This window comes from Streptococcus sp. SCPM-O-B-15304 (M98), assembly GCF_058200215.1.
In genome coordinates this window covers 39,573-64,392 of record NZ_JBYQGQ010000004.1, presented here as the reverse complement: position 1 = coordinate 64,392, position 24,820 = coordinate 39,573, and the positions used below count along the sequence as shown (strand labels likewise).

Annotated in this window: 26 protein-coding genes; 22 read left to right on the top strand and 4 right to left on the bottom strand. The window is 39.8% G+C overall.

Going from position 1 to position 24,820, the window contains the following annotated elements; all coding sequences use genetic code 11:
- Positions 1-3: 3 nt before the first annotated feature.
- The 4 genes from lytR (at position 4) to AC3E7H_RS03475 (ending at position 4,066) form a co-directional block, all read left to right on the top strand.
- Positions 4-1,041 (top strand): glycopolymer--peptidoglycan transferase LytR, encoded by a 1,038-nt coding sequence (lytR, locus tag AC3E7H_RS03490; RefSeq protein WP_045762589.1) that lies wholly within the window; start codon positions 4-6, stop codon positions 1,039-1,041.
- 79 nt (positions 1,042-1,120) lie between these two features.
- Entirely contained in the window at positions 1,121-2,389 is a 1,269-nt protein-coding gene (locus AC3E7H_RS03485; RefSeq protein WP_490676111.1) for a competence/damage-inducible protein A, read from the top strand.
- Between the two features lie 41 nt (positions 2,390-2,430).
- Positions 2,431-3,585 (top strand): recombinase RecA, encoded by a 1,155-nt coding sequence (recA, locus tag AC3E7H_RS03480; protein WP_045762591.1) that lies wholly within the window; start codon positions 2,431-2,433, stop codon positions 3,583-3,585.
- A gap of 286 nt (positions 3,586-3,871) precedes the next feature.
- The gene (locus AC3E7H_RS03475) at positions 3,872-4,066 is read left to right on the top strand and encodes a PspC domain-containing protein (RefSeq protein WP_049502854.1); all 195 of its coding nucleotides are present in this window, start codon (positions 3,872-3,874) and stop codon (positions 4,064-4,066) included.
- Positions 4,067-4,267: 201 nt separating this feature from the next.
- Here AC3E7H_RS03475 and AC3E7H_RS03470 read toward each other — a convergent pair whose 3' ends face one another.
- Positions 4,268-4,822 carry a GNAT family N-acetyltransferase gene (locus AC3E7H_RS03470; protein ID WP_049528497.1) on the bottom strand — a complete coding sequence of 185 codons (555 nt, stop codon included), beginning with the start codon at positions 4,820-4,822 and terminating at the stop codon, positions 4,268-4,270.
- Positions 4,823-4,930: 108 nt separating this feature from the next.
- Between AC3E7H_RS03470 and AC3E7H_RS03465 the strand changes: the two genes are divergently transcribed.
- Positions 4,931-6,301 (top strand): MATE family efflux transporter, encoded by a 1,371-nt coding sequence (locus AC3E7H_RS03465; protein WP_490676110.1) that lies wholly within the window; start codon positions 4,931-4,933, stop codon positions 6,299-6,301.
- A gap of 97 nt (positions 6,302-6,398) precedes the next feature.
- Positions 6,399-7,115: a YebC/PmpR family DNA-binding transcriptional regulator gene (locus AC3E7H_RS03460; RefSeq protein ID WP_000532896.1), complete on the top strand. Its 717-nt coding sequence runs from the start codon at positions 6,399-6,401 to the stop codon at positions 7,113-7,115.
- A gap of 221 nt (positions 7,116-7,336) precedes the next feature.
- On the opposite strand, the gene AC3E7H_RS03455 is transcribed toward AC3E7H_RS03460, so the two are convergent.
- Entirely contained in the window at positions 7,337-8,011 is a 675-nt protein-coding gene (locus AC3E7H_RS03455) for a CD20-like domain-containing protein (protein WP_000810312.1), read from the bottom strand.
- A gap of 211 nt (positions 8,012-8,222) precedes the next feature.
- Here AC3E7H_RS03455 and AC3E7H_RS03450 point away from each other — a divergent pair, with 211 nt between their 5' ends.
- The 16 genes from AC3E7H_RS03450 (at position 8,223) to AC3E7H_RS03375 (ending at position 20,756) form a co-directional block, all read left to right on the top strand.
- Positions 8,223-8,684, top strand: a complete 462-nt coding sequence (locus AC3E7H_RS03450; RefSeq protein ID WP_414320171.1) for a MarR family winged helix-turn-helix transcriptional regulator — start codon at positions 8,223-8,225, stop codon at positions 8,682-8,684.
- A complete protein-coding gene (locus AC3E7H_RS03445) occupies positions 8,668-10,437 on the top strand; it encodes an ABC transporter ATP-binding protein (protein ID WP_490676109.1) in 1,770 nt (589 codons plus the stop codon). The genes AC3E7H_RS03450 and AC3E7H_RS03445 overlap by 17 nt, the downstream gene beginning before the upstream one ends.
- On the top strand, positions 10,427-12,187 hold the full coding sequence (locus tag AC3E7H_RS03440; protein WP_490676108.1) for an ABC transporter ATP-binding protein: 1,761 nt from the start codon (positions 10,427-10,429) through the stop codon (positions 12,185-12,187). Before AC3E7H_RS03445 ends, AC3E7H_RS03440 begins: the two co-directional genes overlap by 11 nt.
- Before the next feature lie 67 nt (positions 12,188-12,254).
- Positions 12,255-12,611, top strand: coding sequence for a DUF2200 domain-containing protein (locus tag AC3E7H_RS03435; RefSeq protein ID WP_490676107.1), 357 nt, complete (start codon positions 12,255-12,257; stop codon positions 12,609-12,611).
- 2 nt (positions 12,612-12,613) lie between these two features.
- Positions 12,614-13,117, top strand: a complete 504-nt coding sequence (locus AC3E7H_RS03430) for a phosphatase PAP2 family protein (RefSeq protein ID WP_490676106.1) — start codon at positions 12,614-12,616, stop codon at positions 13,115-13,117.
- Positions 13,118-13,235: 118 nt separating this feature from the next.
- Positions 13,236-13,682, top strand: coding sequence for a LytTR family DNA-binding domain-containing protein (locus AC3E7H_RS03425; protein ID WP_004250544.1), 447 nt, complete (start codon positions 13,236-13,238; stop codon positions 13,680-13,682).
- Positions 13,683-13,686: 4 nt separating this feature from the next.
- The gene (locus AC3E7H_RS03420) at positions 13,687-14,361 is read left to right on the top strand and encodes a LiaF transmembrane domain-containing protein (protein WP_490676105.1); all 675 of its coding nucleotides are present in this window, start codon (positions 13,687-13,689) and stop codon (positions 14,359-14,361) included.
- A 106-nt stretch (positions 14,362-14,467) separates the two neighbouring features.
- Entirely contained in the window at positions 14,468-14,656 is a 189-nt protein-coding gene (gene rpmB, locus AC3E7H_RS03415; RefSeq protein WP_001140948.1) for a 50S ribosomal protein L28, read from the top strand.
- 150 nt (positions 14,657-14,806) lie between these two features.
- Complete coding sequence (locus AC3E7H_RS03410) at positions 14,807-15,172, top strand: Asp23/Gls24 family envelope stress response protein (RefSeq protein ID WP_000216431.1); 366 nt, start codon at positions 14,807-14,809, stop codon at positions 15,170-15,172.
- 2 nt (positions 15,173-15,174) lie between these two features.
- Positions 15,175-16,842 (top strand): DAK2 domain-containing protein, encoded by a 1,668-nt coding sequence (locus AC3E7H_RS03405; RefSeq protein WP_490676104.1) that lies wholly within the window; start codon positions 15,175-15,177, stop codon positions 16,840-16,842.
- A gap of 224 nt (positions 16,843-17,066) precedes the next feature.
- Positions 17,067-17,258, top strand: coding sequence for a hypothetical protein (locus tag AC3E7H_RS03400; protein ID WP_490676103.1), 192 nt, complete (start codon positions 17,067-17,069; stop codon positions 17,256-17,258).
- Positions 17,255-17,449 (top strand): hypothetical protein, encoded by a 195-nt coding sequence (locus AC3E7H_RS03395; protein WP_004250555.1) that lies wholly within the window; start codon positions 17,255-17,257, stop codon positions 17,447-17,449. The genes AC3E7H_RS03400 and AC3E7H_RS03395 overlap by 4 nt, the downstream gene beginning before the upstream one ends.
- Positions 17,436-18,320, top strand: a complete 885-nt coding sequence (locus AC3E7H_RS03390; RefSeq protein WP_490676102.1) for an ABC transporter ATP-binding protein — start codon at positions 17,436-17,438, stop codon at positions 18,318-18,320. Before AC3E7H_RS03395 ends, AC3E7H_RS03390 begins: the two co-directional genes overlap by 14 nt.
- A 1-nt stretch (position 18,321) precedes the next feature.
- Positions 18,322-19,059: an ABC transporter permease gene (locus AC3E7H_RS03385; protein ID WP_490676101.1), complete on the top strand. Its 738-nt coding sequence runs from the start codon at positions 18,322-18,324 to the stop codon at positions 19,057-19,059.
- Complete coding sequence (locus tag AC3E7H_RS03380; protein WP_490676100.1) at positions 19,059-20,156, top strand: sensor histidine kinase; 1,098 nt, start codon at positions 19,059-19,061, stop codon at positions 20,154-20,156. Before AC3E7H_RS03385 ends, AC3E7H_RS03380 begins: the two co-directional genes overlap by 1 nt.
- Positions 20,157-20,756: a response regulator transcription factor gene (locus AC3E7H_RS03375; protein WP_006154868.1), complete on the top strand. Its 600-nt coding sequence runs from the start codon at positions 20,157-20,159 to the stop codon at positions 20,754-20,756.
- Positions 20,757-20,890: 134 nt separating this feature from the next.
- Here AC3E7H_RS03375 and AC3E7H_RS03370 read toward each other — a convergent pair whose 3' ends face one another.
- The gene (locus tag AC3E7H_RS03370; RefSeq protein ID WP_075227871.1) at positions 20,891-23,551 is read right to left on the bottom strand and encodes an SNF2-related protein; all 2,661 of its coding nucleotides are present in this window, start codon (positions 23,549-23,551) and stop codon (positions 20,891-20,893) included.
- A 17-nt stretch (positions 23,552-23,568) separates the two neighbouring features.
- A complete protein-coding gene (locus tag AC3E7H_RS03365; RefSeq protein ID WP_075227870.1) occupies positions 23,569-24,819 on the bottom strand; it encodes a ParB N-terminal domain-containing protein in 1,251 nt (416 codons plus the stop codon).
- Position 24,820: the final 1 nt, after the last annotated feature.

Here is a 24,820-nt window from a genome sequence, read left to right as displayed (position 1 = left end):
AGTATGGCAAAAAAGATAATCGGAATGTTTTTAGGCTTTGTTCTTGTGACAGTACTTGGTGTGGGAGCTTATGCCTATACGATCTACCAACAGAGTACGCAGACTTTGGCTAAAACCTATAAAAAAATCGGAGAAGAAACCAAGGTCATTGAAGCGACCGAACCTCTGACGATTTTGCTTATGGGAGTGGACACAGGGAATGTTGAACGTACAGATCCATGGGCTGGTAATAGTGATTCAATGATCTTGGTGACGGTGAATCCTAAAACCAAGAAGACAGTCATGATGAGTTTGGAGCGTGATATTCTCACACAAATCCAGCAGCCAGATGGTAGTGTAATGGAGGCAAAACTCAATGCCGCCTACGCCAATGGTGGAGCAGAGTTGTCTATTTCAACGATTCAAAAAATGATGAATATCCATATCGACCGATATGTGATGGTCAACATGCATGGACTTCAAAGAATGGTTGATGCAGTAGGTGGAATTACAGTGAACAACACTCTAGGTTTCCCAATCTCTATCCAAGATCAGGAACCATTTAATACAATTTCTATCGGTGTTGGTGAACAGAAGCTAAATGGTGAAGAAGCCCTTGTTTATTCACGTATGCGTTATCAGGATCCAGAAGGAGACTATGGTCGTCAAAAACGTCAGCGTGAAGTGATTCAAAAAGTTGTCGAGAAGATTCTTAGTTTGAACAGTGTGAGTCACTATCAAGAGATTCTGAAGGCTCTTAGTGACAATATGCAGACAAATATCGAAATTACAACGACAACCATTCCTCAGTTGATGGGTTATCAAGATTCGTTTAAGAATATTGAGTCTCAACAATTGCGTGGAGAGGATGCAATGCTTCAAGGGACATCTTACCAAATCGTGACATCTGAGCATATGTTAGAGATGCAAAATCTTTTACGCCGTTCGCTCGGGCAACCAGAGGTTACGAATTTGGAGACTAACGTAGTCTTGTATGAGAATCTTTATGGTCAGGGTCAGTTGCCTCAATCTACTAGTGTTGCAGTAGAAGAGTTAGAATAATAGGAAACTATTCATCAAATCGTAGGAATTATCCTGCGATTTTTTCAAAGAAATCCGAATAGGTAAGTAGGAGGAAAAAATGAAAGCAGAAATTATAGCTGTTGGAACAGAGATTTTAACAGGACAAATTGTCAATACCAATGCGCAATTCTTGTCTGAAAAGTTGGCTGAAATCGGTGTAGATGTCTATTTTCAGACAGCTGTAGGAGATAACGAGGCTCGTCTCTTATCCTTGTTAGAAATTGCTCAGAATCGCAGTAGTCTAGTCATTTTAACAGGTGGCTTGGGGCCAACGGAAGATGATTTGACCAAGCAAACTTTGGCCCAATTTTTAGGACGTGACTTGACTTTTGATCCTCAGGCTCAGGCTAAGCTAGATGACTTTTTTGCTCACCGACCAGACTATGCTAGAACTCCAAATAATGAACGCCAGGCTCAAATCGTTCAAGGTTCAACTCCATTACCAAACGAAACAGGACTGGCAGTCGGTGGCATGATCGAGGTGGCTGGGGTAACCTACGTCGTTCTACCAGGGCCTCCAAGTGAATTGAAACCTATGGTCTTAAATGAGTTGCTTCCAAGATTGACAACGGGATCTAAGCTCTATTCACGTGTGCTTCGTTTCTTTGGCATTGGTGAAAGCCAGCTAGTGACCATTCTATCAGATTTGATTGACCAGCAGACGGATCCAACCTTGGCGCCTTATGCTAAAACTGGGGAAGTGACCCTTCGATTATCGACCAAGGCTAAGAGTCAAGAAGAAGCGGATCGTGTTCTAGATACTTTAGAACAAAAAATCCTTGAAAGAGAAACTTTTGAGGGTGTTTCACTTCGAGAAATTTGCTATGGCTATGGGGAAGAAACCAGCTTGGCTAGCCTGGTAGTAGAAGAGTTGAAAAAGCAAAAGAAAACTATCACTGCAGCAGAAAGCTTGACTGCAGGTCTTTTTCAAGCTACTTTGGCTGATTTCTCAGGTGTATCTGCTATCTTTAAAGGTGGTTTTGTGACCTATAGCCTTGAAGAAAAAGCTAAGATGCTTGATATTCCACATGCTGAATTGGAAGGGCATGGAGTTGTCTCAGCCTTTACTGCTGAAAAAATGGCTGAACAGGCGCGAATCAAGACTCAGTCAGATTTTGGAATTAGTTTGACAGGAGTGGCTGGACCAGATAGCCTAGAAGGTCATCCAGCAGGTACAGTCTTTATCGCTTTGGCGCAAGCTTCGGGGACAGAAGTTATCCAGGCCAATATCGCAGGTAGAAGTCGTGCAGATGTTCGAGAAATTGCAGTCTTACATGCTTTTAACCTAGTTCGCAAAGCTTTATTAAGTGCTGGAGATTTGTTATAATAGAAGAAGGTCTAAGGACTATTAGAATACAGGAGAATAAAATGGCGAAAAAACCAACAAAAAAATTAGACGAAATTGGCAAAAAATTTGGTGCTGATCGTGAAAAAGCCTTGAACGATGCTCTTAAATTGATTGAAAAAGACTTTGGTAAGGGGTCAATCATGCGCTTGGGGGAACGTGCAGAGCAAAAGGTCCAAGTGATGAGCTCAGGTTCTTTGGCTCTTGATATCGCACTCGGATCAGGTGGTTATCCAAAGGGACGTATCATTGAAATCTACGGGCCAGAATCATCAGGTAAGACAACGGTTGCCCTTCATGCGGTAGCGCAAGCACAAAAAGAAGGCGGAATTGCAGCCTTTATCGATGCGGAGCACGCGCTTGACCCAGCCTATGCAGCAGCACTTGGTGTTAATATCGATGAATTGCTCTTGTCACAACCAGACTCAGGGGAGCAAGGTCTTGAAATTGCTGGGAAATTGATTGATTCAGGTGCAGTTGATCTTGTTGTTATCGACTCAGTTGCTGCCCTTGTACCTCGTGCAGAAATCGATGGAGATATCGGAGATAGCCACGTTGGTCTTCAAGCTCGTATGATGAGCCAGGCTATGCGTAAACTCGGGGCATCTATTAATAAGACTAAGACAATTGCTATCTTCATCAACCAATTGCGTGAAAAAGTAGGGGTTATGTTTGGTAATCCAGAGACAACTCCTGGTGGACGTGCCCTTAAATTCTACGCTTCTGTCCGTTTGGATGTTCGTGGAAGCACACAAATCAAGGGAACTGGTGACCAAAAAGATACGAGCGTAGGTAAGGAAACCAAGATTAAGGTTGTTAAAAACAAGGTGGCTCCACCATTTAAAGAAGCCTTTGTTGAAATCATGTATGGTGAAGGAATTTCAAGAACCGGTGAACTTTTGAAGATTGCAAGTGATCTTGACATCATTAAGAAAGCAGGAGCATGGTATTCTTACAAAGACGAAAAGATCGGTCAAGGTTCTGAAAATGCTAAGAAATACTTGGCAGATCACCCAGAAGTCTTTGACGAGATTGACCACCAAGTTCGTGTCAAGTTTGGCTTGATTGAAGATGATGCAGTAGCTGATGAAAAAGTTGCACCTGCGGAATCAGAAGTAGCTAACCAAGAAGTGACTCTTGATCTTGGCGATGATCTTGAAATCGAAATTGAAGATTAAAAAGTAAAAGTGGCGGAGGAATCCCCACTTTTTCTGTTCTATGGACTAAGGAACTGATACTCAATGAAAATCAAAGAGCAAACTAGGAAGCTAGCCGCAGGCTGTACTTGAGTACGGCAAGGTGAAGCTGACGTGGTTTGAATTTGATTTTCGAAGAGTATGAAACAATGAGAGCTTAAGAATTGCTAAAGCTAGCATCTTCAGATAAAAAGTAGAAAGACTATTGAAAAAGATTTGATTTGATGATAAAATAAATTAAAAGAAAAATTAGTATTAGGAGATTATTATGGAAAAACGTTTAGTTCGTAATGTTCAAGATAAAAAGATTGCTGGTGTTTGTGCAGGTCTTGCTGACTACTTAGATATGGACCAAACATTGGTTCGTGCTATTTGGATTCTCTTCACATTGCTAGGTGGATCAGGAATTCTTGCTTACCTCATTCTTTGGCTCATCATGCCAGAAGCTGGAACAGAAGCGTAAACTTAGTGCATCTTTATAAGATAAATCATGATAAGGCTGAGACAAAATTGTTTCAGCCTTATTTATTATGAGCTAGGGATAGTTTTTTTCAAATTTTCATCTTATTTGGGAAAAATAAAAAATCACCTGCAACAGGTGATTGTAAATCGGTTATAGAGAAAATTACAAATCTTTAATGGAGATTCAAGGTTGTAATCTAGATTAGTGTTCACTAAAGCGACGGTACTCGATGTGGAAGTCAAAGTAATTCTCTTCTTGCAATTTTTGAAAGATATTGCGATAGGCTTCTTCATCAAAATGGTCACCACGATAGAGAATTTCAAAGCTCATACCCTCGTATTCTAAAAAGGCATTGGCAGTTTTAAAACCATTTTGTAGGTAGAAGTCCATGCGAGCTTTTCGTTGTTCGAGGTTATCACAATCCTCATCCAAACGCTCCACTTCAAGAATCATGGTACGTTGGTAAAAATCAATGAGTTTTTCAATGATTTCTCTCCCGTAGCCATGACTACGGAGATGGGGCATAATGGCAAAAAAGCTAATGTAGAAAGCTTTTTGGTTGGAAATGGCAAAAGCGAAGCCGACAAATTCTTCCTCGTTATAGAAAGCGAAAAAGTGAGCGTCATCCCTATCTTGGTAACTTAAAAATTCTTCCAAGGAGACGCGTTCTTCTTCAGGAAAGGCTTCCTTGTTTAATTGGTCAACTTTCTCAAGGTCTGGGAATACATCTGTAATTAACTGGCTTGTTAAGCTCATACATAGCCTCCTTTTCTGTCACGATTATACCAGATTGTTTGTATCTAGGCAACGCTTTCTTATCCAAACTCCCTTGTTCCCCTACTAGAAAGCTGATATAATAGCCTTATGAATAAAAAATCAACAGTGGACCTGATTCATGGTCCCATCCTTCCTGCGCTAATTAGTTTTGCATTACCGATTCTACTGTCCAATATATTTCAGCAACTTTACAATACAGCTGATATTTTGATTGTAGGGCGTTTTTTGGGACAAGATTCCTTGGCGGCAGTCGGAGCTACGACAGCCATTTTTGATTTAATTATCGGTTTTGCCCTCGGAGTTGGAAATGGGATGGGAGTTGTTATCGCTCGTCTTTACGGTGCTCGTAATTTCGCTAAGATTAAGGAAGCTGTCGCGGCGACTTGGATTTTGGGTGCCATCCTGAGTGGTCTTGTCATGTTGATGGGTTTTTTCGGTCTTTATCCACTCTTACAGTACCTAGAAACACCTGCAGAAATTCTCCCTCAGTCCTATGAATATATCTCCATGATTGTTAGCTGTGTGGGAGTGAGCTTTGCTTATAATCTTTTTGCAGGTTTGCTACGCTCTGTTGGCGATAGTCTTGCTGCGCTTGGTTTTCTTATTTTCTCAGCCATCGTTAATGTCATTCTGGATTTGTATTTTATTACACAATTGCAGTTAGGTGTTCAATCTGCTGGTCTTGCAACCATTATATCCCAGGGTTTGTCAGCTATCCTTTGTTATTTCTATATCCGAAAGAGTGTTCCAGAGCTCCTTCCTAGGTTGAAGGATTTTAAATGGAATAAGGCCCTCTATGTCGACCTCTTGGAACAGGGGCTAGCCATGGGCTTGATGGGTTCAATCGTCTCTATCGGAAGTGTTATTTTGCAATTCTCTGTCAATAGTTTTGGAGCAGTCATTATCAGTGCTCAGACAGCAGCACGCCGAATCATGGCCTTTGCCTTATTGCCAATGACGGCAATTTCTGCCTCTATGACCACTTTTATCTCTCAAAACTTTGGTGCAAAACGTCCAGATCGCATTGTCCACGGTCTTCGACTAGGGAGTTATATCAGTATGGCTTGGGCAAGCTTTGCTTGTGTATTCCTATTTTTTGCAAGCCCTAGCCTAGTTTCTTTCCTGGCAAGTTCGACAGACGGTTACTTGATTGAAAATGGGGCTTTGTACCTACGCATCAGTTCTGTATTCTATCCGTTTTTGAGTCTTTTATTGATCTATAGAAATAGCTTGCAGGGTCTCGGTCAAAAATTCTTGCCACTTGTATCAAGCTTTATCGAGTTTTTTGGTAAAATTATTTTCGTGGCTTGGATTATTCCTTGGACAGGTTATACAGGTGTGATTCTATGTGAGCCCCTTCTCTGGCTAGTTATGACTGCCCAACTTTACTTCTCACTTTCCAAACATCCATGGATCAAAGAAGGCAAAAAACTCTTGGCTACTGGCGGGAAATCCTAGCTTAATTTACAAAAGAAAAATCCATTTCCTCTAGTGAAAATCAGGTAGACTTGTGTTATAATAAGAAAGATTAAAATGTGAAAAAAGGAGATTCCTAATGGGACGTAAATGGGCCAATATCGTAGCTAAGAAAACGGCTAAAGATGGAGCTAACTCTAAAGTATATGCAAAATTTGGTGTAGAAATCTATGTAGCAGCTAAAAAAGGTGAGCCAGATCCAGAACTAAACACTGCTTTGAAATTCGTTATCGATCGTGCCAAACAAGCGCAAGTACCAAAACACGTTATTGATAAAGCAATCGATAAAGCAAAAGGAAACACAGACGAAACCTTTACAGAAGGACGTTACGAAGGATTCGGACCAAATGGTTCTATGTTGATCGTTGATACCTTGACTTCAAACGTTAACCGTACAGCTGCCAATGTGCGTGCTGCCTTTGGTAAAAACGGTGGGAACATGGGAGCTTCAGGTTCTGTATCTTACCTCTTTGACAACAAAGGTGTTATCGTTTTTGCAGGTGATGATGCTGATGCTATCTTTGAACTCTTGCTTGAAGCAGATGTCGATGTAGACGATGTAGAAGCAGAAGAAGGAACAATCACTGTTTACACAGCTCCAACTGATCTTCACAAGGCTATCGTTGCTTTGCGTGAATCTGGTATTGAAGAATTCCAAGTAACTGAATTGGAAATGATTCCTCAATCAGAAGTTGAGTTGTCAGGTGAAGATTTGGAAACATTTGAAAAACTCTACGGAGTCCTTGAAGACGACGAAGACGTACAAAAAATCTACACAAACGTAGACGGATTCTAAGAATAAAAATAACCCCTTTGAAAATTCAATATTTTCAAGGGGTTTGTTTATCCTGTGATGACAAAAGGGCAGGAAAGAGACGAAAATCTCTTTTGCTCAAAACGTTATTAGTAATCTATGATTGTCCATAATCCAATGGATTGTGGAAATATCGTGGTGTTGGGATTTAGAAATCGAGACTTGGTCTATCGATTGCTATTCCCAGTACCTTTTTAGTTATGTTAAACTTTCACTCCAGAATCAGATTGTTCTTTTCGGTCCAGTCCGACAGCAAATTTACGGATTAGAAGAAACTGGCCATTTTCCTGCTTAACAAACGTGAGCACAACTGTCTTAGGGTCTGAACTGATGGAGAGATAGGTGATTCTTTTTATTTCATAGTCTCCCATAACTGAATCTGTTTCTGAATCTGGGATTCCGTGTTTTCTGATAATATCTTTGTAGTTGCTGCCACCTTTCCCACTATCAGAAGTGTCCCCTTCTACCAAGGCATCAAACTGTTCCTGGCTCCAAGTGAAGTATTCAGTATCCTCCTCGTCATCTTCCTCGCCTATACTACTATCAGGAAGTTCACCATAATCCTCAGCATCAGTTGAAGAAGTGATGTTTCTATAGGGGTGACTAAAGGTTCTGGCGAAATCAGTAAAGATATTAGTAGATAGAACTTGAGTTATTAAAACAAGGACAATGGAAATAAGACCTAAGGTTGTCCCGATGATAGCCAATGTTTTACGGTTTCTGAGATTGATGGCAATGCCAAAAACTCCTAAAATCAAAGTGGCAATGGCAAGGAAAAATGATAGGATGTTGACGATAGGTATCCAAGAACCAAGAAGCGCCAGGGCTCCAAAGATGATGGCAAGGATTCCTAAGAGTTTCTGTTCTTTTTGTTTCATGTGTGAATTTCTCATTTCTAGTAAACTGGATTCGTATCTTTGTGAGATAGTGTTTATTATAGATAAAATAAAAGCTGATGTCAATTTATACCGATATAGTTCTCATGGAAACTTTTTTCTTGACATCTTTTCTGAAAATGATAAAATAATTCTCATGGAAACTTATTTAGTTCCTAGGAGAACTAAATGCAATGGTTAGAAAGGAGTAAGCATGGATAAACCGATGTTGGTCTTTAAACGTTTTGGGCATCAGGTTCACCTCATGGTGCAAAAGGAAGCCAAGCGTTGTGGTATTGAATTTATGGGTGGACCGCAAGGACAGGTCCTCCGTTTTTTAGATCGTCGTGAGCATGATCAAGAGTTGACGCTCATTAAGGATATTGAACAAGAACTCAATGTCACCAAGTCAGTTGCTAGTAATTTAGTCAAGCGCATGGTGCAAAATGGTTTGGTAGAGTTGGAGGCAAGTCCAAGTGATAAACGAGCAAAATTTGTTCATTTGACTGAAAAATCTCGCTCTCAAATGAAGCAGGTCAAGTCTTTCTTTGATCGAATTGACCGCAGTTTACTCGATGGAGTATCTGAGGAAAAACTAGCTATTTTTGAGGAAGTCATGGGGCAACTACAAGCCAATGTAGAAAAAATAGGAGGGGAAGATGAAGAAACTCGCTAAGCGTATCACAGGAAAAGAGTGGGGAATGATTCTCTTGACCATACTCTTTACCTGTTTCTCGGTCTATCTAGAGTTAGAAGTACCGACTTACATTTCAGAAATTACAGCATTACTTGGGACACCAGGGACGCAGTTGGATGCACTTTGGTCACCAGCTATGAACATGATGGGCTTGTCACTCTTAGCCTTTCTATCATCTGTCACAGTTGGATTTTTTGCGGCTCGTGTTGCAGCATCCTACACGGCTCATCTGCGTAGTGATATTTTTAATCGTGTCTTGGATTATTCTCAGACAGAAATCAAACGTTTCTCTATTCCTAGTCTGTTGACTCGGACGACCAATGATATTACGCAGATTCAAATGCTCTTTACTATGGGACTCCAAGTGGTCACTCGAGGGCCTATTATGGCTATCTGGGCCATTGGAAAAATCCTTGGCAAATCTGAATACTGGCTCTGGGCAGTAGTGGTTGCTGTTATCGTCAATGTTCTGATGACAACTGTTCTCATGACGCTAGCCTTTCCAAAACAATCTGTCATCCAGAAATTGACAGATAAACTCAATAGTATCACTCGTGAAAGCTTGACAGGGATTCGAGTGGTTCGTGCTTACAATGCCGAAGATTATCAAGATAAGAAATTTGAAGAGGCCAATGATGAGGTCACTCGTCTCAATCTCTTTGTCAACCGTTTGATGGCTATTATGAATCCCATTATGATGGCGATTTCGAGTGGTTTGAGTCTAGCTATTTATTGGATTGGTGCCTATATCATCAATGATGCTAGCCTGACAGACCGTCTACCACTCTTTAGTGATATGGTGGTTTTCATGTCTTATGCCATGCAGGTCGTGATGGGCTTCTTGCTCATGGGAGCCCTCTTTATCGTCCTTCCTCGTACCTTGGTTTCTGCAGGACGTATCAATCAGGTGCTAGACTTGCATTCTTCTATTGAAAATCCTAGTCAACCACAGACGGCAGATTCATCTATTCAAGGTCAAGTGGAATTCCGTGATGTAACCTTCCGTTATTCTAAAAACTCAGAAGCAGTTGTGGAACATGTCAGCTTCAAGGCAGAAGCTGGTCAAACGGTCGCCTTTATCGGTTCAACTGGTTCTGGTAAATCTACGCTTGTGAACCTCTTGCCTCGTTTTTATGATGTATCAGATGGGGAAATCCTAGTAGACGGCGTCAATGTACAGAACTATGACTTGGAAGACTTGCGGAATAAAGTCGGCTATATCCCACAAAAAGCTGTTCTCTTCTCAGGAGATGTCAAGGGGAATCTAGACTTCGGTAAAAGTCAAGAAAGCCCACTAAGCGAGACTGCTATGTGGCAAGCTCTTGAGTTGGCTCAGTCTAAAAACTTTATTGAAGATAAGGAAGCAGGTCTAAACTCGGAAGTGGCCCAAGGTGGGACCAACTTTTCAGGAGGACAAAGACAACGTTTGGCCATTGCGCGTGCCTTGGCTCGTAAGCCAGAGATTCTCATTTTTGATGATTCATTCTCAGCCTTGGACTACAAGACAGACCGTATCTTGCGCCAAGAACTAGCTGAAAAAACCCAATCTATGACCAAGTTGATTGTTGCCCAACGTATCTCAACAATCATGGATGCTGACTTGATCTTAGTCTTAGATCAGGGTAAAGTTGTGGGACAAGGCACCCACAAGGAACTTCTTGCAACCAACGAAGTTTACCAAGAAATTGCCTATTCACAACTATCGAAGGAGGAATTGGAACATGGAAAATAAGAAAATGTCCTTATGGAAACAGTGTAGACCTTTTCTAGCAGGTCTCCAACTTCCCCTACTAGTTGCAGTTGTGGCTGCTATATGTTCAAGTATTATCACTGTTTATGGACCAACTAAGATTAAGGAAATCACCAACTTGATTTCAGACGGTTTGGCTACAGAAATCGATTTGGTAGCTGTGTCTAGCATCGCCAGCTTTTTAGCTGTTTTGTATGTGCTTGGTGCCATTCTCAACTATACACAAGCCTATATCTTTTCAACGAGTATCCAACATTTTTCAAAACGCTTGCGGACAGCTATCGCTGAAAAAATTAACCGTCTGCCACTTGCTTATTTTGACCGTCATTCTCAAGGAGATACTCTCTCTCGTGTAACCAATGACGTCGATACGGCGGCTCAGTCCCTCAACCAAAGTCTGGGAACGGTTCTCTCAGCTAGCTTTCTACTGATTGCTGTTTTGATTACCATGTTTGGCATGAACTGGATTTTGGCATTGGTAACAGTTGTTTCAACACTTGTAGGTTTTGCAGCTGTTTCAGTCATTATGGCCAAGTCACAAGGTTATTTTAAAGCCCAACAAAACAATCTAGCAGCTGTAAACGGCTATGTGGAAGAAATGTACTCAGGTCACAATGTGGTGACCAGCTATAACGCTGTGGATACTACTAAAGAAACATTCGCAGGATTGAATCAAGACCTACATGATAGTATTTGGAAATCTCAATTTATTTCTGGAATCATGATGCCAGCAATGATCTTTGTTGGGAACTTTAGCTATGTTTTGGTGATCATCGTCGGTGCAGTTCTAGCTCTTGAAGGACATATCAGTATCGGTATCATCGTAGCCTTCATGGTTTATGTTCGTACCTTCTCACAACCCTTATCACAGATTGCCCAAGGGATTACAAGTTTGCAACAAGCCAGTGCAGCCATGACACGTGTTTTTGAGTTTCTAGGAGAAGCTGAGATGGAAGATGAATTTCATAAGGAAACACAATTAAGCAACATGAAGGGTGAAGTGGTCTTTGACCGAGTTTCCTTTGGTTATACTCCTGAGCGAACCATCATTCATGACTTTTCTGCGACAGCTCATGCGGGTCAAAAGGTTGCCATTGTCGGACCGACTGGAGCTGGGAAGACGACTATTGTTAATCTCTTGATGAAATTTTATGAGATTGATAAGGAAAGCATTCGCATTGATGGTGTGGATACCAAGTCTATGAAACGTTCAGAAGTACACGATGCCTTTTCAATGGTCTTACAGGATACTTGGCTCTTTGAAGGAACCATTCGTGATAATCTTATCTACAATCAAACTGGGATTAGTGATGAACGAATGATTGAAGCAGCAAAAGCAGTAGGAATCCACCACTTTATCATGACCCTACCAGATGGATACGATACTGTTTTAGATGATACAGTGACCTTGTCAGTCGGACAGAAACAGCTCTTGACTATCGCTCGTGCCCTTCTCAAGGATGCTCCGCTCTTGATTCTTGATGAAGCGACATCCTCAGTCGACACACGTACAGAGGAGTTGATTCAGAAAGCCATGGACCGTTTGATGGAGGGACGTACGTCCTTTGTCATTGCCCATCGTTTGTCAACTATTCGTAATGCTGATTTGATTCTTGTCATGAAAGATGGAAATATCATCGAGCAAGGAAATCATGAGGAGCTTATGGCTCAGGGTGGTTTCTATGCTGACCTCTACAATAGTCAATTTACAGAAGACCAAGCAGAAGAATAATAATCCAAAAGAAGGCTTGACGGCCTTCTTTTTCTTCTTTATACTGGTATAATAGAAAGAGGAAAGTATGAGTCAGAAATTATACAATATGAAATTTTCTGCGGTCTATCCAGCCTTGATTGCAAAGGTTGAGCGAAAGGGTGGAAGGGCAGAGTCCGTTCACCAAGTGACCAGTTGGCTGACAGGTTATGAAGTGAGTGATATTGTTGCTTGTCTGGATAGGGACCTTACCTACGGAGATTTTTTTCGACAGGCACCGTCTTCTGCTCCTGAACGGATTGCGATAACAGGAAAGATTTGTGGGGTTCGTATTGAGGAAATTGAGGATCCTCTGATGCAGGAAATCCGTCGTCTGGACAAATTAGTAGACTGGCTTGCCAAGGGAAAAACAGCCCAGCAGGTCCTAGAAAAGTATGAGAAATAGACATGAAAAACTATCAAGAGTGGTACGATAAGAGGAAATCAAGTCTTCTTCGACATCCACAACTATTGCAATTGATGCGAGTCTTTAATCGTATGATGACAGTTCTGATGCCCTTAGCTTACTTGACCTTGTTGGGGACAAACTTTTTAAGTAAAGGGGTTGGGAACGACCTTTATGCTTATATCTTAGTGCCAGCTTCTGGCTTTGTCCTATTGACGCTTGTTCGTAAGTGGATCAATCAACCACGTCCTTATGAAACCTGGGAAATTGTCCCGCTACTAGACAAGGACAGCTCTGGAAATTCAATGCCCAGCCGCCATGTTTTTTCAGCAACCATCATTTCCATGGCTTGCTTACATGCAAATCTGCCTGTGGGGTTGGTTTTGTTGGTCTTATCAGCTCTTCTCGGCTTTGTGCGGGTTTTAGGTGGTGTTCATTATCCCAAGGATGTTTTAGTTGGCTACGCCTGTGGCCTCCTTTGGGGAATTCTTTTCTTTATTTTGTAAGAAGCAAAGCAAGTGGGCTTGGCCTCGTAACCACTTACGGGGCAAAAATGACCACTTGCTTTTTTGCTCTTGTAAAGTCTTCTGGCCTTTGGTATAGTAGATGCAGAAAGGAGATAGGATGAAGTTACGAATCGAGATTGATAGTGAATTAACTGAGACAGAGATTGTCATCAAGGCTGCAGCCCTAACAGATGAAATAGCTGACTTGCAACGACTGTTGCAAGAAACCAAGGCTCCTAGGTTGATCTTTTACAAGGGGACGGGTGAGTACTACTTAGACTTGGCAGAAATCCTCTTCTTTGAGACAGAAGGTAGCAAGATTTACGCCCATACCCAGAAAGAAGCCTACGAGGTTCGGCTCAAGCTTTATGAGTTGGAGTCTATCCTGCCACGCTATTTCAGTCGAGTGTCCAAGTCGACCATTGCTAATATTCGGCAAGTTTACTCGGTTGACAAGTCCTTTTCAGGGACAGGAACTATTTCCTTTTATCAGACTCACAAGGAGGTGCACGTGTCACGGCACTACCAATCCCTCCTAAAAGAAAATCTAAGAAACATGAGGTAAGAACATGAAAAAGAAAGCATTTGGTATTGTGTTGCTAGTATTGGCAGCTTTAGTGTTATTGCAGGGGAATTTTGGAATCCCTTCTCTGGGAGGGCACATTTGGCCTTTGATTGGTATTGGATTTTTTGCCTACCAATCAGTTGAGGCTTTGCTTCGTCGTCATTTCACTTCAGCCTCCGTTACAGCCCTAGTGGCCCTCATGATTGCTAATCATTTTTATAACATTTTACCGATTCCCAATCAATCACTGTTCTGGGCGAGTGTTCTCATCGTGCTTGGAGTAAGTATGCTGACTCATACTAACAGAACTTGGAATGGAAAAAAATGGTGGTATGACGGTGAAAAGACCATTCTGACAGACAAGGAAGTCGCTTTTGGGGCGGGTACATTTTACAAGCAAGACCAAGAATTGGTAGAAGATGAGTTTGAGGTCGGTTTTGGGAATGCCAAAATCTATTATGACAATGCAGAGATGTTAGGAGATAGCGCAACCTTGAAGATAGAAGTCGGATTTGGGAATGCAGTTATCTATGTGCCTCAACACTGGAGAGTAGATCTAAAGGTAGAGACTTTTTGTGGAGCAGCCAAGGCAGATGCCCCTGTAGCCCCAACCAGCAAAACTTTGATTATCCGTGGGGACGTTGCTTTTGGGAAATTAGGAGTTGTTTACGTTAAATAAAAAAATCTTCCAATCCCCTTGCCAAAAAAGAGAAAGTGTGATAACATAGTACAGTATGTGGTGCTAGCACATCCGCTATATTAGATCTAATAGGAGGAAAACACAAATGGCTAAAGTATGTTACTTTACAGGTCGTAAGACTGTATCAGGAAACAACCGTTCACACGCGATGAACCAAACAAAACGTGCCGTAAAACCAAACCTTCAAAAAGTTACTGTACTTATCGATGGTAAACCTAAAAAAGTTTGGGCTTCAGCTCGTGCTTTGAAATCAGGTAAAGTAGAACGCGTTTAATAAAGAGTAAAAGGCCATCAGGTCTTTTTCTTTTGCTCTAAGCTCAAAAAGTCTCGTCAAAGGAGCAAATATCCGCCGATACAGTATTCTGCTTTTACACTTGGCTTGAAATATGATAAAATAGAGTATCAACTAGTTGAGGTAGAAAAAATGACTGTAAAAATTAATACAAAAGATGGTCAAATCGAACTAACAGATGAAGTGATTGCTACCGTTGTAGGCGGTGCAGCAACTGAGATTTTTGGTGTGGTCGGTATGGCAAGTAAGAAAGCCCTCAAAGATAATTTCCAAGCCCTCCTTGGGAAGGAAAATTATTCTAAAGGTGTCGTTGTAAAAGCGGCCGAAGATGGTAGCATTGCAGTTGATGTATATACCGTGTTGAGCTACGGAACTAAGATTAGTGAAGTCTCAAAAAACATCCAAGAGCGTGTACGCTTTAGTTTGGAAAACCAACTTGGCATCACTGCTCAAACTGTGAATGTCTACATTCAAAATATCAAAGTTGTAGGAGAATAATCGTGTCAAATATTACTACAAGCTTATTTCAAGAAATGGTACAGGCTGCATCTACTCGTTTGAACAAGCAAGCCGAATATGTCAACTCATTGAATGTCTTCCCAGTTCCAGATGGAGATACAGGAACAAACATGGGAATGACTATCGAAAATGGTGCTAAAGAAGTAGCAGACAAACCAGCTTCAACAGTTGGTGAGGCTGCAAGTATCTTGGCTAAAGGTCTGTTGATGGGTGCGCGTGGGAACTCAGGAGTTATCACTTCTCAGCTTTTCCGCGGATTCTCACAAGCCATCAAAACCAAAGAAGAGTTAACAGGAAAAGACCTAGCTCTTGCCTTCCAATCTGGTGTTGAAGTAGCCTACAAGGCTGTTATGAAGCCAGTTGAAGGAACAATCTTGACTGTATCACGTGGTGCTGCCATCGGTGCTAAGAAAAAAGCCGAGCAAACAGACGATGCCATTGAGGTTATGCGTGCAGCTTTGGAAGGAGCTAAAACAGCCCTTGCTAAGACTCCGGACATGCTTCCAGTCTTGAAGGAAGTTGGTGTTGTGGACTCTGGTGGTCAAGGTTTGGTCTTTATCTATGAAGGCTTCCTTTCAGCTCTTACTGGTGAATATAGTGCGTCTGAAGACTTTGTCGCTACTCCAGCCAACATGAGTGAAATGATCAATGCCGAACACCACAAGTCTGTAGCTGGACATGTGGCAACAGAAGACATCACCTTTGGTTACTGTACGGAGATCATGGTTGCTCTTAAACAAGGCCCAACTTATGCTAAAGAGTTTGACTACGAAGAATTCCGTAACTACTTGAACGAACTTGGGGACTCATTGCTTGTTGTCAATGACGATGAAATCGTTAAAGTTCACGTCCATACAGAAGATCCAGGTCTTGTCATGCAAGAAGGTCTTAAATATGGTAGCTTGGTTAAGGTTAAAGTCGATAACATGCGTAACCAACACGAAGCACAAGTGGAAAAAGAAGCAGCTCAAGTCAGCAAGCCAGCTGAAGAAAAAGAATACGCCCTTATCGCAGTAGTAGCTGGACAAGGCTTGGCAGACATCTTCCGTGCTCAAGGTGTGGACTATGTTATCGAAGGTGGACAAACCATGAACCCTTCGACAGAAGACTTTATCAAGGCTGTAGAGCAAGTCAATGCTCGCAACATCATCTTCTTGCCAAACAACAAAAATATCTTTATGGCAGCTCAATCTGCAGCAGAGGTATTGGAGCAACCAGCAGTAGTGGTAGAAGCTCGTACCCTTCCTCAAGGATTGACTAGTCTTCTAGCATTTGACCCAAGCAAGTCTATCGAAGAAAACCAAGAACGCATGACTGCAGCCCTTGGCGATGTTGTCAGTGGTAGTGTAACAACAGCCGTTCGTGATACGACTATCGATGGTTTGGAAATCCATGAAAATGACAATCTGGGTATGGTTGATGGTAAGATCCTCGTATCAAACCCTGATATGCACCAAACTCTGACTGAAACTTTGAAACATATGTTGGATGAAGACAGTGAAATCGTAACCTTCTATATCGGTGAAGATGGAAGTGAAGAATTGGCTAACCAAATCGCCCAAGAAATCACAGAAGAATTCGAAGATGTTGAAGTAGAAATCCACCAAGGTCAACAACCAGTGTATCCATATCTTTTCAGTGTGGAATAAGAATGAAATAGAAAACGAAAGAGGTCGGGAAAAGATTCCCGATCTTTTTGGTTTGCAATGAGTTTTGGACCCAGTAGCTGATAGGTGCTAGAAAATCAATCCAATCTAGTAATTTCTGTTCCATCATTTTTAATGACATTTGTCATATTTCCTCATGACAGAAGCTTCTAGTGATTCTACCTTTAAAGAATTATACTAGATGTATCAAATGGAGGAAGAAAAAAATGAAACATAAAGTAATTATCGCAATGAGTTTAGTAGCAGCAGGAGTCATGACTTATCTCATGTTTTCAGGATTGGATGAAGGTTTCTATCGTTTTCCTTGGGAGCTATTTGCAGGATTTGGCATGATGTCTTGGTTGATCCGAGAAGGTTTGAAATTGGTCTCAGATGTGAAAAAGGAGTTTGAAAAATGAAAAAAGCGATTCTCTATCTCTTTATTGGACTGTCACTAGTGGTATGGTTGGTCGAAATGTTTACAGGTTGGTTTGATCAAGCCTTCCTTCACCAAGTCATTCGCGGTGCTTGGGGATTAGGATTTATGATTTTTATCGCTTTTCCGATGGGAAAGGAGTGGCTGAAAGGAGAATACCATGAACATGATTAAGGTAGAAAGCCTAAATAAAAACATCAAGGGCAAGGCTATTTTGAAGGATATTTCCTTTGAGGTAGCTGAAGGTGAATGCGTCGCATTGATTGGACCCAATGGTGCTGGAAAGACAACACTCTTGGACTGTTTGCTTGGAGATAAACTGGTCACCAGCGGTCAAGTATCCATCCAAGGCTTGCCAGTGACGAGTTCTCAGTTAGACTATATTAGAAGCTACCTGCCTCAAGAAAATGTTATCGTTCAGAAATTAAAGGTCAAAGAGTTGATTGCTTTCTTTCAAAGCATTTACCCAAATCCCTTGAGCAACCAGGAGATCGATCAACTATTGCAGTTTGACAAGCAACAAAAAGAACAATTGGCAGAAAAATTATCAGGTGGGCAAAAGCGTCTCTTCTCTTTTGTCTTGACCTTGATTGGGCGACCAAAGCTTGTCTTTTTAGATGAACCAACTGCTGCCATGGATACTTCAACCCGTCAACGCTTTTGGGAAATTGTTCAGGAGCTAAAAGCTAAGGGAGTTACCATTCTCTATTCGTCCCATTATATCGAAGAGGTAGAACATACAGCGGACCGAATCTTGGTCTTGAATAAGGGAGAGTTGATTCGCGATACAACACCTCTAGCCATGCGCAGTGAGGAGATTGAAAAGCACTTTATCCTTCCTCTAGCATACAAGGAAATCATTGAGCAGTCTAACTTGGTTGAAAACTGGGTACAAAAACAGGATGCCCTGCAAGTAGTCACACGCGAAGCAGATGCTTTTTGGCAACTGTTAGTGCAAGCAGGATGTAGGATTCAAGAAATTGAAGTCAATAACCGTAGCTTGTTGGATACAATCTTTGAAGAAACACAAAAGAGAGATGACTAAGATGAAACGATGGATCGCACTAAACAAGATAGAATTTCTATTGACCAAACGACAATTGGTCTATTATCTGTTATCCGTAGGGATGCCGACAGCCTTCTATTTATTCTTTTCAGGTATGTACCAGGACACACCAGGTGGACCGGCTAATTTTATGCGCGACTACCTCATCTCCATGACGGCTTTTTCCATGATGTCGACAGCTATCTTTTCATTCCCAGTTGTTTTACATACCGATAAGATCAACAACTGGCAGAAAATATTACGTCATAGCCCTGTAAATATGGTAGAATATTATCTATCAAAGATAACAAGTATGATGGTTGATTATTTGGTCTCAATTCTGGTTGTTTTCTCAGTTGGGCATTTTGTAAGAGGTGTGGATATGTCTCTTGGAAACTGGGTTGGGGCTGCGCTCTTGCTGATAGTAGGAAGTGTTGCCTTTGTAGCGCTTGGCTTGACCTTGACACTCTTGCCTTCTAGTCAGCTGATGTCAGTCGTGGGCAATCTTCTCTATCTAGGATTGGCTGTTTTAGGCGGACTCTGGATGCCTATCTCTTTATTTCCAGACTGGATGCAAGCAATCGGGAAGTGCCTACCAACTTATCAGTTGATGGAGTTGCTCAAGACCTTCTTAAACGAGGATGGCATCAATCTATCAGCTACAGTTTATCTACTTGTTTTTTCAGCAGTTTTATTTGGTTTGACCATTTACCTTCAAGGTCATAAGGAGAATGCTTAATGCTTGAAAGACTAAAAAGCATACACTATATGTTTTGGGTCAGTTTAATTTTTATGATTTTCCCCATCCTACCTGTAGTGACTGGGTGGCTTTCTGCCTGGCATTTATTGATTGATATTCTATTTGTAGTGGCGTATTTGGGTATTTTAACAACTAAGAGCCAGCGCCTATCTTGGCTTTTCTGGGGGATCATGCTGACTTATGTAGTTGGGAATACTGCCTTTGTTACTGTTAATTATATCTGGTTTTTCTTTTTCCTATCCAATCTCTTAAGTTATCATTTCAACGTAGGTGGTTTAAAGTCTTTACATGTCTGGACTTTTCTTCTTGCTCAAGTCCTTGTTTTGGGCCAACTTTTGATTTTTCAGAGAATCGAAGTTGAGTATCTATTCTATCTACTTGTAATTCTTGCTTTTGTCGATTTAATGACTTTTGGCTTGGTTCGGATTCGTATTGTGGAGGATTTGAAAGAAGCTCAGGCCAAGCAAAATGCCCAGATAAATCTATTGCTTGCTGAAAATGAACGTAGTCGTATCGGTCAGGATTTGCATGATAGTCTGGGACATACCTTTGCGATGCTGAGTGTCAAGACAGATTTGGCCTTGCAGTTATTTCAGATGGAGGCTTATCCACAGGTGGAAAAGGAATTAAAAGAAATTCACCAGATCAGCAAGGATTCCATGAATGAAGTGAGAACTATTGTGGAAAATCTGAAATCACGGACTCTAGCTTCAGAACTTGAGACTGTTAAGAAGATGCTGGAGATTGCTGGGATTGAGGTTGAGGTTGACAATCAGTTGGACAAGGCTAGCTTGAGCCAGGATGTGGAGTCGACAGCCACCATGATTTTGCTAGAACTGGCGACCAATATCATCAAACATGCCAGCGCTGAAAAAGCCTATCTAAAACTGGAACGCACAGATCAGGAATTGGTCCTGACAGTTAGAGATGACGGGAAAGGATTTGCAACTGTAAAAGGAAATGAACTTCATACAGTCCGTGATCGGGCAGCAGCCTTCTCAGGTCAAGTAGGGCTGGTCAGTTTGAAAGATCCCACAGAGGTGCGCGTGCATCTGCCTTATAAGGAGAGAAAGTAGATGAAAGTATTAGTTGCAGAAGACCAAAGTATGCTGAGAGATGCCATGTGCCAGCTCTTAAGCTTTCAACCAGATGTGGAGACTGTCTTGCAGGCGAAAAATGGAGCTGAAGCTATTGAGGTTTTGGGGAAAGAAGCAGTAGATATTGCCATCCTTGACGTCGAAATGCCAGTCAAGACAGGGCTAGAAGCGCTCGAGTGGATCAAACAAGAAGTGCCTGAAACAAAGGTGGTTATCGTTACGACCTTTAAACGTCCAGGCTATTTTGAACGAGCGGTCAAAGCAGGAGTCGACGCCTATGTATTAAAAGAGCGAAGCATCGCCGAACTCATGCAAACCCTGCATACGGTGTTAGAGGGACGCAAGGAATATTCTCCAGAGCTGATGGAAGTCATGATGACTCATCCCAATCCCTTGACCGAGCAAGAAGTCGCTGTCCTACATGGAGTTGCCCAAGGCCTGTCCAACCAAGAAATTGCGGATAAGCTCTACCTCTCAAACGGCACCGTCCGTAATTACATGACCAATATCCTCTCTAAACTAGGCGCCAGCAACCGAACCGAAGCAGCCAAAACTGCCGAAGAAGAAGGCTGGTTGTGAGGGGATAAATAAAAATCTCCTGAATAAATCAGGAGGTTTTTATTTATTTCTTATTACGCACAGAGTATATTAATGGCAGAAAAAAACTATCTGAGTCAGAAAATTTGAAAATTTCGAGAGTAAAAAAGTTCATTTTAGTTCTGGTGTGATAAAATACGTTTTCTTTCTTCATCTATAATACTAATTGCTTCATCAATTTCATTCTGAGAAAATTCTGGTGATAGGGTATTACTATCAATAGCTTTGTACATTATGTTAGACTTAGATTCCAGTTTCTTATAAATCTGTTGGTCAATATAACCTGGATCACCACTATCATCTGGTTCACATTTGGTTTGTAGATAATAATATCGTGTGTATTGGTTATCTTCTAATCCTAATCTATGAATCCTATCTCTAGATTGAAGCATAAAAGTTAGATTAAAATTGTATTCAAAATATAAAGCATCATGAACTTCTTTATGCAAAGATACTGATTCACCTAGAGTTTGAGGATTAGAAATCATAACCATGGTATTACCAAATCGAAAATCATCAATGAGATTCTGTCTATCAGAAACGTCCGTACCACCATACACTAAATTAGCTTTCACTCCAATTTGATCTAACCTATTTTGTATTTTTTTCATGGTATCAACAAATATTGCCCAGACTATGACTTTTTTCCCCTCAGATATGAGCTTTTGAATTTTTTCAATACCTTTCTCAAATTTAGGAGAAATCATACTAGAAAAGTCAAACTCATCATATCCTTTGGCTTCTTTGATTACTGAGTCAGAAGTATTCTGTAGTCGATTATTAAATATTTCTTCCGATATTTCAACGGTGTCATCTTGATCATTATCATCTGCAAACCACATATCTTTATATTCAATCTTTTTGTTAAGTAATTCAGGATTTGTGGATGCTTGTATTAAACGAATCAATCTAGCCAAACTCGAAGATTCGTTATAGTATATGGACTGTGCTAATTGTTTCTGCTCTTCGCTAGGTTCCACAACCAAAAATTTATCTGGATCTGGTTTAGGTACTCCTAAATCGTTTTTGTTTAAGCGCCAGAAGAATGGAATTAAAGCTTTATTAATTTCTTCAATTTTCCTAACACTAGGATTTTTTAATTCATCTAAATTCCATCTAAAAAAGGAATTATACTCATTTGAATACAATAGATGGAGGAAATTATAGATATCTTGATAAGAATTAGGTATAGGTGTCCCAGTTAAAACAAACTTAAATCTTGAATCCTTAACTAGTTCTAAAGCAGCTTGAGCACGAACTCCAAAAGGATTTTTTATTCTATGAACTTCATCAAAGACAATCATTGTCTTAATTGACAACAATTCCTGCAACTTCTCTTTGTATTTTGTCAGCGATTCATAATTCACTAATACAAGATTTGATGTTTTCCAGTTCAAAGATAAATCGTAATCAAAATCTTTGGAACTTTGACAATCAATTACTTCTAACTGTTTCTTGTTTCCAAAAACTTGTTTAAATTCTTCTTTCCAACTGTTGAAGGCATTAATAGGACAAATAACCAATAAATTATCTACATGCTCACTTTCAACTTTCGAGGAATTCAAAAATGCAAAAACGGCCAAAATCATAGCAGTTTTACCAGAACCTGGCACAGAAAAATTCGCAGCTCTAGCCATCCTGTATTCGTAGAAGGCTGCCTCAAGTTGCAATTTTTTAAACGGCCGTACAACCTCTGAACTAACAACAGAAACAAACTCTTCAAACTTTTCTTGTTCCCTATGAATTGTATATTGTTCAGGTGATTTTAAATAAATTCCCAACTTACGATATTGTTCAATCGAGTATTGATTTGACTTTAGGTATTCTTGTACTTCCTCTGATACTTCAACTATAATATTTTTTCTATCACATCTTTTCCTTGTTTCTTTAATAATGTAATTTATATCCATATAAGAAAATTCTGGTTTGATAGTGGAATTATCATCTTCAAAATATTTATTGGACAAATCCGATCCAGGCTTTAGTTTTCTATCTGAGCTTGTGATCTGTATAGAAGAGTTATCTTGACGTACAATTATATTTCCACTTTTTAAATAAAAATAGATATTATTTTCTGACTGATTTTCTTTAACTTTATTTAATGTGGAATATTGCTGGTATTTTTTTATTTCATCATAAACAATTCTTGTAGCATCAATTGTCAGAATATCTTTCTCTTCATTTTTCCACAATCGGTCAAATCTATTTTTGTTAGCTAATATTCGTGTTTGAACATTCGTACTTGAATCCCAAGAAACATCTACAGAAATACTTTCATAATTGTATTCTAACCCGTTTCTAGTTTCGTTAACAGATCCGTTAAAAAAGACAGTTTCATCATCTGAATCAATAAGACCAAATTTATCATGAAAAATCCCTCGTCCTCTAGGAATAACTGCAAATTTGACCTCTGCATGATTACATGCAATCATGAATGCTAAATTACCTAACGATTCTTTCGTTTGATCATTTAGAATAGTTTGTCTTAACTGAGTAGGCAAATCTACTAAACTATTTTTAAGAGCATATCCTTCTTGAATTTTTTTAAAATCTTCTTCAGAGATATCTGTAGAAATTATAAATTGAGCAAATCCATTATTTCCAAATAATTTATCCAACCCCTTTGAATATAACCCTAGTCCTTCGCTAGAAAAATAGGCTGAGACTCTTCTATAAATAGTAGCTTCAGATAGTACAGGTTCATAGAATTCTTTAACCAAATTTTCACTTTGATATGTTGGTTGTATTAGGTTTTTAAGTTTTAGAGAAAATACCATTTCTTTTCCCCTTTTCTCTATTTGGATAATTTAAATGCTAAATCTCTAATTTCTTGAAGAATTTCTTTCGCCTCAAAAAATTCTTTTTCATACAGTTCTTTTAAATCTTCAGAAGATAAATCTTCTAATGTATCTCTAATTTCCTGCAATTTTACTAAGGATTGTCTGCGATTTGCTGTTATTTGGCCTTTGTTTGATAATCTGTTAGTTGTTTGTAATAATTTACTTGATATTTCTGCTATCTCAAGATTGTTATTTAGATTATTTTTTAAATCACTTGCCTGATCTATTGGATTAGACTCAAAAAAATCAATAATATTATCTACATGCTCATCAGTAGCACTTATGAAATGTTCTTTCATTTCAGGATTATCTAAAATATTATATTTGACATCTCGAATTTTTCTGGTAATATCTCTATCACCAACTTCAGACTTCGCAATCTGTACTGCTAAAATAGTTAGTACATTTTGAGTTATCGTCTCTTTATCTTTTTTTAATTTGTTAATTGTTCTTTCAATATCTTCCAGAGGTCCATCTAACTTCAATTCTCTAGCAAGATAAAATTTATCAATAGGATTTTCGTTGGGAGCGACTATAGATAAGAACTTGATAATCAATTTAGCGAGTCGTAAGTCTTTGTTAATCCCCTTAGTGTTACCAGCACCACTAGCTTTTTTGTATTCCTCAGGAGTCATTAGTTTTTGAACTTCAATTGTATTGTAAACATCAAAAATACGATCAATTGGATCATAACTAACTCTTTCTTCACGGCCAAGCTGCAAATCTAATTCTAACTCTTTTATTTTCTTTTCATCAATTTTATTACTGATATCAAATGAAAGTATAACAGCTTCGAAGTATTGTTGGATTTTTGTTTCTTTTTGTATTCTACGGAGAGCTGTAAATCTACGATTTCCATCAATAACTCTTCCGTCGGAAAGAATTACACCAGGTTCTTGTTGTCCTTTTTCAGAAATAGAAACTTGAGTATCCTTTAAAGCTTGCTTTTTAGACTCAAAAATAAATTTTTCAAATATTTCATTATATTTTGACTCTCCAATCTCTGGTGTTAATTTTCCATGATTTGATATGTATTGATGGTAAACTGTATTAATACGACCATTTTGATCATTATAGTATAAATATTCTAACGGGAATTTATAGACTGGGTAGTCGTTTGTTTCACTCCCAATAGTCAGACGTTTTGTTAAAGTTGTTTTTTCAATATTTCCATTTTTTATCAATTCATTTAAATCATGATTCATT

Excerpts from the sequence above, each read along its gene's own strand:
- rpmB (WP_001140948.1), top strand. The coding sequence starts at position 14,468 with ATGGCTAAAGTATGTTACTTTACAGGTCGTAAGACTGTATCAGGAAAC.
- AC3E7H_RS03430 (WP_490676106.1), top strand. The coding sequence starts at position 12,614 with ATGAAAAACTATCAAGAGTGGTACGATAAGAGGAAATCAAGTCTTCTT.
- AC3E7H_RS03435 (WP_490676107.1), top strand. The coding sequence starts at position 12,255 with ATGAGTCAGAAATTATACAATATGAAATTTTCTGCGGTCTATCCAGCC.
- AC3E7H_RS03455 (WP_000810312.1), bottom strand. The coding sequence starts at position 8,011 with ATGAAACAAAAAGAACAGAAACTCTTAGGAATCCTTGCCATCATCTTT.
- AC3E7H_RS03365 (WP_075227870.1), bottom strand. The coding sequence starts at position 24,819 with ATGAATCATGATTTAAATGAATTGATAAAAAATGGAAATATTGAAAAA.
- AC3E7H_RS03440 (WP_490676108.1), top strand. The coding sequence starts at position 10,427 with ATGGAAAATAAGAAAATGTCCTTATGGAAACAGTGTAGACCTTTTCTA.
- AC3E7H_RS03385 (WP_490676101.1), top strand. The coding sequence starts at position 18,322 with ATGAAACGATGGATCGCACTAAACAAGATAGAATTTCTATTGACCAAA.
- AC3E7H_RS03425 (WP_004250544.1), top strand. The coding sequence starts at position 13,236 with ATGAAGTTACGAATCGAGATTGATAGTGAATTAACTGAGACAGAGATT.
- AC3E7H_RS03390 (WP_490676102.1), top strand. The coding sequence starts at position 17,436 with ATGAACATGATTAAGGTAGAAAGCCTAAATAAAAACATCAAGGGCAAG.
- AC3E7H_RS03370 (WP_075227871.1), bottom strand. The coding sequence starts at position 23,551 with ATGGTATTTTCTCTAAAACTTAAAAACCTAATACAACCAACATATCAA.
- AC3E7H_RS03485 (WP_490676111.1), top strand. The coding sequence starts at position 1,121 with ATGAAAGCAGAAATTATAGCTGTTGGAACAGAGATTTTAACAGGACAA.
- AC3E7H_RS03475 (WP_049502854.1), top strand. The coding sequence starts at position 3,872 with ATGGAAAAACGTTTAGTTCGTAATGTTCAAGATAAAAAGATTGCTGGT.
- AC3E7H_RS03375 (WP_006154868.1), top strand. The coding sequence starts at position 20,157 with ATGAAAGTATTAGTTGCAGAAGACCAAAGTATGCTGAGAGATGCCATG.
- AC3E7H_RS03465 (WP_490676110.1), top strand. The coding sequence starts at position 4,931 with ATGAATAAAAAATCAACAGTGGACCTGATTCATGGTCCCATCCTTCCT.
- AC3E7H_RS03460 (WP_000532896.1), top strand. The coding sequence starts at position 6,399 with ATGGGACGTAAATGGGCCAATATCGTAGCTAAGAAAACGGCTAAAGAT.
- AC3E7H_RS03395 (WP_004250555.1), top strand. The coding sequence starts at position 17,255 with ATGAAAAAAGCGATTCTCTATCTCTTTATTGGACTGTCACTAGTGGTA.
- AC3E7H_RS03380 (WP_490676100.1), top strand. The coding sequence starts at position 19,059 with ATGCTTGAAAGACTAAAAAGCATACACTATATGTTTTGGGTCAGTTTA.
- AC3E7H_RS03450 (WP_414320171.1), top strand. The coding sequence starts at position 8,223 with ATGGATAAACCGATGTTGGTCTTTAAACGTTTTGGGCATCAGGTTCAC.
- lytR (WP_045762589.1), top strand. The coding sequence starts at position 4 with ATGGCAAAAAAGATAATCGGAATGTTTTTAGGCTTTGTTCTTGTGACA.
- AC3E7H_RS03420 (WP_490676105.1), top strand. The coding sequence starts at position 13,687 with ATGAAAAAGAAAGCATTTGGTATTGTGTTGCTAGTATTGGCAGCTTTA.
- recA (WP_045762591.1), top strand. The coding sequence starts at position 2,431 with ATGGCGAAAAAACCAACAAAAAAATTAGACGAAATTGGCAAAAAATTT.
- AC3E7H_RS03470 (WP_049528497.1), bottom strand. The coding sequence starts at position 4,822 with ATGAGCTTAACAAGCCAGTTAATTACAGATGTATTCCCAGACCTTGAG.
- AC3E7H_RS03400 (WP_490676103.1), top strand. The coding sequence starts at position 17,067 with ATGAAACATAAAGTAATTATCGCAATGAGTTTAGTAGCAGCAGGAGTC.
- AC3E7H_RS03410 (WP_000216431.1), top strand. The coding sequence starts at position 14,807 with ATGACTGTAAAAATTAATACAAAAGATGGTCAAATCGAACTAACAGAT.
- AC3E7H_RS03445 (WP_490676109.1), top strand. The coding sequence starts at position 8,668 with ATGAAGAAACTCGCTAAGCGTATCACAGGAAAAGAGTGGGGAATGATT.